Annotated in this window: 9 protein-coding genes; 5 read left to right on the top strand and 4 right to left on the bottom strand. The window is 61.8% G+C overall.

The annotated features are described in order from the left end of the window. Both ADK28_RS09815 and ADK28_RS09810 read left to right on the top strand, forming a co-directional pair. On the top strand, nucleotides 1-1572 hold a 1572-nt coding region (locus ADK28_RS09815), incomplete at its 5' end, for an autotransporter outer membrane beta-barrel domain-containing protein (RefSeq protein WP_048795573.1). Between the two features lie 454 nt (nucleotides 1573-2026). Then, nucleotides 2027-2878, top strand: a complete 852-nt coding sequence (locus ADK28_RS09810; RefSeq protein ID WP_016930454.1) for a helix-turn-helix domain-containing protein — start codon at nucleotides 2027-2029, stop codon at nucleotides 2876-2878. Here the strand turns inward: ADK28_RS09810 and ADK28_RS09805 are convergent. From ADK28_RS09805 to ADK28_RS09795, 3 genes are all read right to left on the bottom strand, one after another. Beyond that, entirely contained in the window at nucleotides 2868-4652 is a 1785-nt protein-coding gene (locus ADK28_RS09805; protein WP_016930453.1) for an ATP-binding response regulator, read from the bottom strand. The two genes, ADK28_RS09810 and ADK28_RS09805, sit on opposite strands and share 11 nt — an antisense overlap. Further along, on the bottom strand, nucleotides 4649-5143 hold the full coding sequence (locus ADK28_RS09800) for a molybdopterin-dependent oxidoreductase (RefSeq protein ID WP_004931017.1): 495 nt from the start codon (nucleotides 5141-5143) through the stop codon (nucleotides 4649-4651). The genes ADK28_RS09805 and ADK28_RS09800 overlap by 4 nt, the downstream gene beginning before the upstream one ends. A 161-nt stretch (nucleotides 5144-5304) precedes the next feature. Beyond that, the gene (locus tag ADK28_RS09795) at nucleotides 5305-6654 is read right to left on the bottom strand and encodes a PLP-dependent aminotransferase family protein (protein WP_048795572.1); all 1350 of its coding nucleotides are present in this window, start codon (nucleotides 6652-6654) and stop codon (nucleotides 5305-5307) included. Nucleotides 6655-6793: 139 nt separating this feature from the next. Between ADK28_RS09795 and ADK28_RS09790 the strand changes: the two genes are divergently transcribed. The 3 genes from ADK28_RS09790 to ADK28_RS09780 all read left to right on the top strand — a co-directional run bounded on the left by ADK28_RS09790 (nucleotide 6794) and on the right by ADK28_RS09780 (nucleotide 8893). After that, complete coding sequence (locus ADK28_RS09790) at nucleotides 6794-7423, top strand: LysE family translocator (protein ID WP_033639164.1); 630 nt, start codon at nucleotides 6794-6796, stop codon at nucleotides 7421-7423. A 33-nt stretch (nucleotides 7424-7456) separates the two neighbouring features. After that, the gene (locus ADK28_RS09785) at nucleotides 7457-8308 is read left to right on the top strand and encodes a PhzF family phenazine biosynthesis protein (protein WP_033639165.1); all 852 of its coding nucleotides are present in this window, start codon (nucleotides 7457-7459) and stop codon (nucleotides 8306-8308) included. Nucleotides 8309-8374: 66 nt separating this feature from the next. Continuing rightward, entirely contained in the window at nucleotides 8375-8893 is a 519-nt protein-coding gene (locus tag ADK28_RS09780; RefSeq protein ID WP_048795571.1) for a DinB family protein, read from the top strand. Between the two features lie 78 nt (nucleotides 8894-8971). On the opposite strand, the gene gorA is transcribed toward ADK28_RS09780, so the two are convergent. Further along, complete coding sequence (gene gorA, locus ADK28_RS09775) at nucleotides 8972-10324, bottom strand: glutathione-disulfide reductase (protein ID WP_016930448.1); 1353 nt, start codon at nucleotides 10322-10324, stop codon at nucleotides 8972-8974. Nucleotides 10325-10437: the final 113 nt, after the last annotated feature.

Genomic DNA, 10437 nt, shown 5'->3' with positions numbered 1-10437 from the left:
CCGACGCTGGTCAATCAGGGGCGGCTGGCGATCAACGGCTCGGTCACCTCGGCCGTCAGCGTGCAGAGCGGCGGCATCGTCGGCGGCAGCGGCACGGTCGGTTCGCTGACCGCCCGCCGCGGCGGCACCGTGGCGCCGGGCAACTCGATCGGCACCCTGAACGTGGCCGGCGACGTCAGCTTCGAGCCGGGTTCGCGCTATGCGGTGGAAGTGGGCCCGAACGGCCAGAACGATCGGATCCAGAGCAGCGGAGCGGCGACGATCGGCGGCGGTGAGGTGGCGGTCACGCTGGAGGACAGCAGCAACCTGCTGACGCAAAGCGAGGTGCGCAGCCTGCTGGGCCAGCAGTACACCATCCTGAGCGCGCAGCAGGGGGTCAGCGGACAGTTTGACGCGGTGGCGCCGAACTACCTGTTCCTCGGCACCGGGCTGAGCTACCAGCCGACCGGGGTAACGCTGAGCGTCGGGCGCAACGGCACAAGCTTCGCCAGCGTGGCGCAGACGCCGAACGAACGGGCGGTGGCGGCGGCGGCGGATGCGCTGGCGGCGGGCAACCCGGTGTACGAGAGCCTGCTCAACAGCGGCACGGCGGGCGAGGCGCGGCAGGCGTTCCGTCAGCTGTCGGGGCAAATCCATGCGGATATCGCGTCGGCGCTGGTGAACGACAGCCGCTACCTGCGTGAGGCGCTGAACGGGCGTCTGCGTCAGGCGGAAGGGCTGGCGAGCTCGTCGGCCATCAAGGCGGACGAGGACGGCGCCTGGGCGCAGTTGCTGGGAGCGTGGGACCATGCGTCGGGCGACGCCAACGCCACCGGCTATCAGGCCTCGACCTACGGGGTGCTGGTGGGGCTGGACTCGGCGGCGGCGGCCGACTGGCGGCTGGGGGTGGCGACCGGCTACACCCGCACCTCGCTGCACGGCGGATACGGGTCGAAGGCGGACAGCGATAACTACCACCTGGCGGCGTACGGCGACAAGCAGTTCGGGGCGCTGGCGCTGCGCGGCGGGGCGGGCTACACCTGGCACCGCATCGACACCAAGCGGTCGGTGAACTACGGGATGCAGTCGGACCGCGACACGGCGAAGTACAGCGCGCGCACCGAGCAGCTGTTCGCCGAAGCGGGCTACAGCGTGAAGGGCGAGTGGCTGAACCTGGAGCCGTTCGTCAACCTGGCGTACGTGAACTTTGAAAACAACGGCATTGCGGAAAGCGGCGGCGCAGCGGCGCTGCGCGGCGACAAGCAGCACACCGACGCGACGGTGTCGACGCTGGGACTGCGCGCGGACACTGAGTGGCAGGTGAGCCCGGGCACGACGGTGGCGCTGCGCAGCGAGCTGGGGTGGCAACACCAGTACGGCGGGCTGGAGCGTGGCACCGGGCTGCGGTTCAACGGCGGCAACGCGCCGTTCGTGGTGGACAGCGTGCCGGTGTCGCGCGACGGGATGGTGCTGAAGGCGGGGGCGGAAGTGGCGGTGAACGAGAACGCCTCGCTGTCGCTGGGCTACGGCGGGCTGCTGTCGCAGAACCACCAGGACAACAGCGTCAACGCCGGTTTCACCTGGCGCTTCTAAGCCAAGCGGTCATTACAGGGTCAACGGAGCCGGCATGCCGGCTCCGTTTTTATTTGCGGCTGCGGGGTGAGTCCGTATGATGGCGCGGCACCAGGGCAATAAAAAACCGGGACCCTGACGGATCCCGGCTTAAAAGTGGGTAAAACAGATTAGCGCTAAAGGCTCAAGCCCCGTTTTGCTTATGCAGTCCAAGCGATGTGAGCATCGTCTCAGTAGCGGCAACGGAACAAATTTTCCCTGGTGTTACTATGGTTATTATTAAAAATCGTGCTGGTGTTATTTTTTATAGTGTATTGCTGTATGTCTCTTTTGATACCATGTTTGACGATACAACATGGTATGTCAAGCAACGTTTTTAACGCATAATTGCATGGGATGCTAGTTTTAGGTGTGGCTTTTTCAGCAGAAATAATCAAAACGACTGATAAATCAGTAAAAAAAATCGAAGGAACAAATGGATAACAATCATCAAAAATTCGATTCACAGTCGATTGCCAATCGGGTCAGGGAGCTGTTTTTACATTACGGGATTGGAAAACGTCAGCATGCCCGCGAACTCAGCCGCATCTTGGATCTGAGTTTTTCACATGCGCACCGCAAATTGAAAGGGCAAAGCCCCTGGACGCTGGAACAGATCAACAGCGTCGCGGCCGCGTTGGGAGAAACGCCGGCGGCGATCGCCGATTTGAGCGCCGAACATGAGACGACCGAGCCAAACATGGCGCGTGATGCCATCTTTTTCGTGGCGGGGGTGGCGATGCCCTGCGTCGGGCATATTGGCGACGAACTTCCTGCCGGGCGGCCGGCGGAATTTGTGGCGCTGCGCGTGGAGGGGCAATGGCATATCTATCGCGCCGATGAGGCGCCGGCAGGCCCGCGTTACGGCGTCGAACTGATAGAAATTCGGCCCGGTTACGGCGATGACGAGCGGTTGAGCATCGCGGTATTGGACGATTCGCATCAGGCGGCCGATGAGCTGGCCAAGTACCTCGGCGGCTGCGGTTTCAACGCAGTGGCGTTTTACGATGTCGACAGCTTCTGCCAAGCGCTGCAGCAAAGCCTGTTCGACGGTTACGTGGTGGACTGGCTGATCGGTGAGGAAACGGCGGATCGCTGTATCGCCACCATCCGCGCCTCCGACAACCCGGACGCGCCGGTACTGGTGCTGACCGGCGAACTGGGCACCGACCGACGCGAGTCGGAGATCGCTCAGGCGATGCGCGAGTACGATGTGCTCGGTCCTTATGAAAAACCGGTGCGGCTCCATGTGATCGAAGCCGCACTGCAACGCTGTTTTAATCTTTAGCGGGGAACACCTCGGCCAGCGCGCTCGACAGCGCATCCAGCCGAACCGGTTTCATCAGGTAGTTATCGAACAGGGCGCGCTGATCCGCCGTCAGCTGCTCCGGCGTATAGGCGCTGATGCCGATGATTGGCACATGGCGGTTGGGGCCGCGACGATTGCGCAGCTGCCTGGCCAGGGCGGCGCCGTCGATGCCCGGCATCTGCAGATCCAGCAACAGCGCGTCGTAAGGGCGTCTGAGCAGTTTCTGCAACGCGCGCTCCGGCGAGTCGCACAGTTCGTGCTGGTAGCCCAGCTTGTCCAGCAGCGCCGCAAAGGCGTCACCCACCGACTTGTTGTCATCCACCACCAGCACCTGCTGCGGCTTTTGCTGCAGGGGGGCATTGGCGGCGGCGGGCTCGTCGGCGCGCTCTTCTTCACTGATCTGCACCGGAATGCTGACGATAAAGGTGCTGCCTTTCTTGATTTCGCTGTATACCGTGATGGTGCCGTTGAGCAGCGTCACCAGGCCGTGCACGATCGCCAGCCCCATCCCCACGCCGGCATACTGTTTGGTATGCGACTGATCCAACTGGGTAAAGGGTTTGAATATCTGATCGAGCTGGTCTTTTTCAATACCGATGCCGGTGTCGGTCACTTCGATGATCAACGAATTGCCGCCCGGCTGGCGGCGCAGGCAGCTGTGCAGCGTAATGCTGCCGCTTTCGGTGTATTTGTAGGCGTTGGTCAGCAGGTTGACGATAATCTGCCGGATGCGCAGCGGATCGGAGTGCACCAACAGGTGGCTGCACTCCACTTCGCAGCTCAGTTTGACCTGCTCTTTGCGGGTCAGGGTGGCGATTTCGTTGGCGGTTTCCGCGATCAGCTTCTGCGCGTCGAACGGCACGATGCGCAATTCCATCATGCCGCTGTCGAGGTGCGCGTAGTCGGTCAGATCCTTCATCTGGCTTTCGATTTGCTGCGCGGCGGTCTCCAGCCGCTGGAAAGTGTCCGCATGCTCCGCCGACACTCGGGTGTTCACCAGCACGTCGATGGCCGACATCACGCTCTGCAATGAGGTGCGCAGCTCGTGGCCGATGGCGCCGAGGAAGGCGTTTTTGGTGCGCGTCGCTTTCTCCGCCTCAATGGCTTTGGCCTGCTGGCGAATGGTCAGCCGCTGCTGGCGGAACACGATCAGGGTGATGGCGATCAGCGCGATCACCGAGAACATGACGATCACCAGCCCATAGAAAATAATGTGCCGTTTCTCGATGTAATCCTCATAGGCTGCGGTGCGCTGCTTCACCTCGGCGTGGTCGGTCAGGTTGGCCATTTCGATGGCGTAAGGCTTGATGGCCTTCATGGCCGCGAAAACCTGGCTGAAGTCGATTTTCGGGTTATCCAGCAGTTTATCGATGCGATCCATCTGCAGGCGCATCTGCTTGACCACTTCCGGGTAGCCCGGCTCGGCGTACAGCGGTTGCGTGGATTCGGAGACGGTTTCCAGCACGTAAAAGCGCGAATAGAGGATTTCGAACCGCAGCCGCAGATTGTCGCTGTCCACCTGCGCGGCATGGCTTTGCTGCTCGACCAGCGTGTCGAACTCCGCCAGCTTGATGGAGAACTTGGCGATAGACCAGGAGTAATTCTCCTGCGTGCCGGCGATGGCATACAGCCCTTTTTTCGACAGGGTGGCGCTGTAGTAATAGAGCGTGACGGTCGAAGCCACTAAAAACAGCGCGGCAAAGATGGCCGGGATCGCCAGCCTGCTGCCGTTCTTAAAGGTCGTCAGCTTCATTTGATCACGATCCTGTCGACTTGCCAGATAAAGCGTGAATTGTACAACGGCGAGTTCAGTTCAGGCCCGGCGGCGTCGCGTGGGTAAACCAGGAACAGCGGGCCGAAGTTTCTGAGCTTCAGCATTTCCCCGTCCATCCTGTAGGCCAGGATCATGTTGTATTTCTTGACGTCGGACAGCGGCACGTCGATGTAATAATCGTTCAGCGCGTAGAAAGTCAGCGTCTCGCCCTTGGCGCCGACGCGCTCCAGGATATCGGCCACCGAAATCCCTTCAAATTTTCTCTGCGGCGTCCAGGAAGTGGAGGTGGTGATGCTGCGCACCGGCATCGCCAACAGCTGCTTATCGGTGAACAGATAGCTTTTTTTGACCGGGTCGGTCACGTTGTCGATCTTGCCCGCCACTTCCAGGGTAAAGCTGAGCGCGCTGCTCTGGGCGATAATCAGGGCCACGCAGGCCATCGCAAGGGTTTTGCATAGTTTGAACAGCATCGGTGTTCTCCAGAGGCGCGGGGAGGTTGTATCAGTCCCGCTAATTTATCAGGCAGAATAATGGCAGAAAAAGCAGGCGGGTGCGAAGGGAATAGTAAACCGCACAAAAAGAACAGTCCTGAGCCGGTCGGCCCGTGCGCGTAACCTTTCTCTTCCGTTTGTCAGCCGTTCCGATGCTCTTTCAACAGCTGTGCCAGCTGCGTCAGGCCTGCCGTTAGCTCGTCCGGCGAGGGGGAGCCCAGGCACAGGCGAATGCCCGTCGCACGTTCGTCGCGGGCCACCATCACGGTGTCCGGCGGCGTCACCTTTACGTTGGCCAATGCGGCGGCGGCGGCCACCGACTCGGCGGTTTCGCGCGGCATCGGCAGCCAGACATGATAAGCGTCGGGATGCGATACGCAGTCGTCGGCATCGAATATCGAGGTGGCCAGATGCACTCTTCGCTGAGCCTCATGGCGCAACGCTTGCGGTATCGTCTCGATTGCGCCGCTGGACAGCCACTCCTCCACCACAGCGCAAGACAGTGGCGAAGGCGCGAAAGGAATATCTTGCAAGGCTTCTTCCGCCGCAGTTTGCATGCCGGGCGGCAGAGTCAGCATGCCGATCCGCAACCCCGGGCCGAGCGTTTTCGACAGGCCATTGACATGGAACGCCCGCTCGGGCGCTAAAGCCGCGAGCGCAGGCGCCGCAGAGTGACCCAGCGCGTAGACGCCATCCTCGATGATCCAGACATTCGCCTGCCGGCATATCTCGACGATAGCCTGCCTGCGCTCGGCGCTCATGGTGGCGGTCGTCGGGTTATGCAGCGTCGGTGTCAGATAGACCGCGGTATGGCCGGAGGAGACTCGCTCGAGCGCGCTCGCCAGCGCCTGCGGCACCATGCCTTGCGCATCGATCTCCACGCCGATCAGGCGATGGCCTTTACGCCGGGCCAGCGCGATCGCGCCGGGGTAGGTGAGTCTCTCCGTCAGTATCGTGCCGCGTGGCCCGCAGGCCAGGTCAAACGCCAGCGAAATCGCCTGACGGGCATTGCTGGTCAGCGCCAGGTGCGACGGATCGATCGTGACGCCGGCGTTTTCCAGCCAGCGGGCCAACAAACGCCGGTGCTCCAGATGCCCGGTCGGTGGGGAATAGAAGTTCAGATGGTCCGCATCCATTTTCCGCGCAATGCCGGCCAGCGTGCGCGCCAGCAAACGATCGGTAAGCATCGCCGGCGGCGCATTGGCTGAAAGATCGATTTCGCGTTTTTCACGGGCGCGGCGAATCGCCACGAACATCCCGCGGCCTTTCACGCTGCGAACCAGCCCGCGTCGTTCCAGGATGGCGTAGGCTTTGGTCACCGTGCCCAGACCGATCGCCAATTGCCAGGCGAGGGGACGGTGAGCCGGCAAACGATCGCCCCCTTGCAGCTTGCCCTCGATAATGTCGTCAGCCAACGCCAGCACCAGCCGTTCGACGGTAGTGGCTTCTACGTTGGCCAGGCGGGGTTGCCAGGGGGATTGAAGCCGCATGGTCGCTCTCCGGAGAAAGAATATAGTGTCACGTGACACTATTTAAATAGGCGAAAAGTGTAACACATACTATGTTGGTGAGGAGTCCCGGCGTTTTCAACAACGGCTCGGCCGTAAGGCGGGTCAGCGGAGTTTTTCCATGATGGTCAGTCAGCTTGCGTTGGTTTACGGCGCCTATCTCCTCGCAACCGCCAGCCCCGGCCCCAGCAACATGGCGATCATGGGCGTGGCGATGCGTGACGGCCGCAGGCCCGCATTGGTGCTGGCCGCTGGCGTGATGACCGGATCGCTGTGCTGGGCGATGTTGGCCGCGACCGGCCTTTCCGCCGTGTTGGCCACGTATGCGCAGGCGCTGTGGACCATCAAGATCGTTGGCGGCGTGTATATGCTGTATCTGGCGCTGCGCGCCGGAAAGTCCGCGTTACGCACGTCCGCCGCGACGTCGGGCATGGCCGCGGGGCGCGATGCGCGGCCTTATCGGGCGCTTTATCGGCAGGGCGTGCTGATGCATCTCGGCAATCCCAAGGCCATCATGTCCTGGATGGCGATCATGTCGCTGGGATTGCGGCAAGGCGCGCCTGAGCAGGTTTTACCGGCAATTATTGGCGGTTGCGCGCTGCTCGGCGTGACGATTTTCGGGGGGTATGCCCTGCTGTTCTCAACGGCGCCGATGATCGCGTTTTACACCCGGGTGAGGCGCTGGATTGAAGGAACGCTTGCGCTGCTGTTCGCTTTGGCGGGCCTGGAGCTGTTGATATCGCGGGGGTAATGAACGCCCGGCGTTAACCTGAGGAGATAAGCGATGGTTTTTGGCATGCAGATGGTGGATGTCTTTGGCGCCGGGCCGCTCGCCGGCAATCCGTTGGCGGTGATCACGGGCGCCGAAGCGTTGTCGACGGAGGACATGCAGCGTTTGACGCGTTGGTTCAACCTGTCGGAGACGGCCTTTTTGCTGCCGCCGACGCACCCCCAGGCGGATTACCGGGTGCGGATATTCACGCTGGATCGTGAAATGCCGTTTGCCGGGCACCCGACGCTCGGCAGTTGTCATGCCTGGCTTACTGCGGAGGGTATGCCGCGCAATGAGACGGAGATCATCCAGGAGTGCGGGGCGGGCTTGGTGAGCATTCGCCGCGAGGCCGGACGGCTGTGTTTTGCCGCGCCGCCGTTGATTCGCTCCGGGGCGCCTTCAGAAGCGGCGTTGGCCGACGCGCTGCGGTTTTTGGGGATCGCGCCTGAGGAGGCGCTCGATGCCGCCTGGATCGATAACGGTCCGGGGTGGTTGGGGATCCGGCTGGCCAGCGCCGAGCGTGTGCTTTCCCTGACGCCGGCGAGAAGCTGGTCGCGCAGGGTCGACATTGGCGTCGTCGGCCCACATGCCGATGGTGACGCAGCCTTCGAAGTTCGCGCCTTTTTGAGCGATCATCTTGGCGCTATCGTTGAAGATCCGGTCACCGGCAGCCTCAATGCCTCCCTGGCCCAGTGGTTGTTCGCAACCGGCGTGGTCAGCGGCGGCTATATCGCCGCTCAGGGGCGCTGCCGTGGGCGCAACGGACGCGTGCATGTCACCCGCGACGCGAGCGGCCGGATTTGGGTGGGCGGCGATACGCGCACGCAGGTCGAAGGGCGGCTGCAAGGGATTGGCGCGGCGTAGAACGCGCCGCCGCACCGCGTGCGGCTGAGCTGAATATCGATTTTCATCCGACAAGGAGTGAGCAGTATGTCTGCAACGGCCATCGATACCTTGAAAATGCTGGTGCGTTACAAAGCCTGGGCGAACGCCTTGACCTTTGACTGTGTGGCGGCCTTGCCGGAAGGCGAAGCGCTGCGGCCGCGCCCGACCCGTTTCGGCAATATGGTGCATACCTTGAATCATGTGTATGTGGTGGACGATATCTTCAGGCACCATCTGCAAGGCCGCAAGCATGGCTACCTCGCGCGCAACACCGAGCAAACGCCTGCGCTTGACGACTTGCGGTGCGCGGTGGAGGAAATGGACCGCTGGTATATCGAACAGGTGGACAACTGGTCACCCGAGACGCTGGCGCAGGTGGTGCATTTCGAGTTCGTCGGCGGGGGGGAAGGCCGCATGACGCGCCAGGAAATCGTGCTGCATGTCGTCAACCACGCTACCTATCATCGCGGTTTTGTCGGCGATATGCTCTATCAGGTGCCCTTTGCTTCACCGGCGAACGATTTGCCGGTGTTTCTTCGCGATCATTACCGCCGGGCGCCGTGAGGCGAGCGAGATAAATAAAAAAAGCCAGACGCTTTCGCGCCTGGCCTGTTACGCGCCGGAACCCGGCGAGGTTGCGCCTCAGCGCATGGTGACGAACTCTTCCGCCGCGGTCGGGTGGATCGCCACGGTGTTGTCGAAGTCCTTCTTGGTGGCGCCCATCTTCACCGCCACCGCGAAGCCCTGCAGGATTTCATCCATGCCGAAGCCGATGCCGTGCAGGCCGACGATCTTCTCTTCTTTACCTGCGCACACCAGCTTCATGCGGCACGGCTGACGGTGCTGCGTCACGGCGCTGTACATGGCGGTGAAGGAGGATTTGTACACCTTCACGTTGTCCGCGCCGAATTTCTCGATGGCTTCCGGCTCGGTCAGACCGACGGTGCCGATCGGCGGGTGGCTGAACACCACGGTGGCGATGTTGCTGTAATCCAGGTGTTCGTCCGGCTTGTTGTTGAACAGGCGCTCGGACAGACGGCGGCCGGCGGCCACGGCGACCGGGGTCAGCTCTACCGCGCCGGTGTTGTCGCCCACCGCATAGATGCCTTTGACGTTGGTGTTCTGGAACTTATCGACGTCGATGTAGCCTTGTTCGTTGGTTTTCACCCCGGTGACGCCGAGGTTCAGGTTGTCGGTCGCGGGTTCGCGGCCGATGGCCCAAATCAGGCAGTCGACGGTGAATGCCTTGCCGTTTTCCAGCTGCAGCGTCAGGCTGCCGTCGGCGTTCTTGACGATCGCTTTCGGCACCGATTCGGTGTGCAGGCTTGGTCCTTCGGTGTTCATCACTTCCACCAGGGTTTCGACGATCATCGGATCGAAGGTGCGCAGCGGCGCGTGCTTGCGCACGAACAGATGCGTTTCCGCGCCCAGCGCGTTCAGCACGCCGGCGATCTCTACGGCGATATAGCCGGCGCCGACGACGGCGACGCGTTTCGGCATGGCGTCCAGCTCAAAGAAGCCGTCGGAGTCGATGCCGTATTCCGCGCCCGGAATAGCCGGATGGCTCGGGCGGCCGCCGGTGGCGATCAGGATGTGGTCGGCGGTGATGGTTTCGCCATTCACTTCCACGGTGTGCGCATCCACGAAGCGCGCGAAGCCTTTGATCACGTCGACCTTGTTCTTGCCCAGCACGTTGTCGTAGGAATTGTGGATGCGGTCGATATAGGCGGTGCGGTTGGCGACCAGCTTTTTCCAGTCGAAGGCGTTGACGGTGGTGTCGAAGCCGTAGTCCGGGCCGTACTGATGGATGGCCTCGGCGATCTGCGCCGCGTGCCACATGACTTTTTTCGGTACACAACCCACGTTTACACAGGTGCCGCCCAGCTCTTTGGCTTCAATCAGCGCACACTTTTGGCCGTACATGGCTGCCCGGTTGATCGATGCGATACCGCCGCTGCCGCCGCCAATTGCTAGATAATCGTAATGTTTCGTCATCTGGGATTTCCATGAGTTGTGAATTTGAAGAGGGTAAGAGTTTAACGCCTGACCGGGGTTTGTCGCAAAGATTGCGTCGATGGCTGCGATAGGTGGACGCAGGGCGCGGCAAA

The sequence above is a fragment of the Serratia sp. 506_PEND genome (assembly GCF_001076875.1).
GTDB classification, from domain to species: domain Bacteria; phylum Pseudomonadota; class Gammaproteobacteria; order Enterobacterales; family Enterobacteriaceae; genus Serratia; species Serratia marcescens.
Note: the sequence above shows the minus strand (reverse complement) of the source record. Positions and strands in the feature narration are given on the sequence as shown.

Bases quoted from the DNA above. Each gene is read 5' to 3' on its own strand.
- ADK28_RS09810 (WP_016930454.1), top strand. From the start codon at position 2,027: ATGGATAACAATCATCAAAAATTCGATTCACAGTCGATTGCCAATCGG.
- ADK28_RS09805 (WP_016930453.1), bottom strand. From the start codon at position 4,652: ATGAAGCTGACGACCTTTAAGAACGGCAGCAGGCTGGCGATCCCGGCC.
- ADK28_RS09800 (WP_004931017.1), bottom strand. From the start codon at position 5,143: ATGCTGTTCAAACTATGCAAAACCCTTGCGATGGCCTGCGTGGCCCTG.
- ADK28_RS09795 (WP_048795572.1), bottom strand. From the start codon at position 6,654: ATGCGGCTTCAATCCCCCTGGCAACCCCGCCTGGCCAACGTAGAAGCC.
- ADK28_RS09790 (WP_033639164.1), top strand. From the start codon at position 6,794: ATGATGGTCAGTCAGCTTGCGTTGGTTTACGGCGCCTATCTCCTCGCA.
- ADK28_RS09785 (WP_033639165.1), top strand. From the start codon at position 7,457: ATGGTTTTTGGCATGCAGATGGTGGATGTCTTTGGCGCCGGGCCGCTC.
- ADK28_RS09780 (WP_048795571.1), top strand. From the start codon at position 8,375: ATGTCTGCAACGGCCATCGATACCTTGAAAATGCTGGTGCGTTACAAA.
- gorA (WP_016930448.1), bottom strand. From the start codon at position 10,324: ATGACGAAACATTACGATTATCTAGCAATTGGCGGCGGCAGCGGCGGT.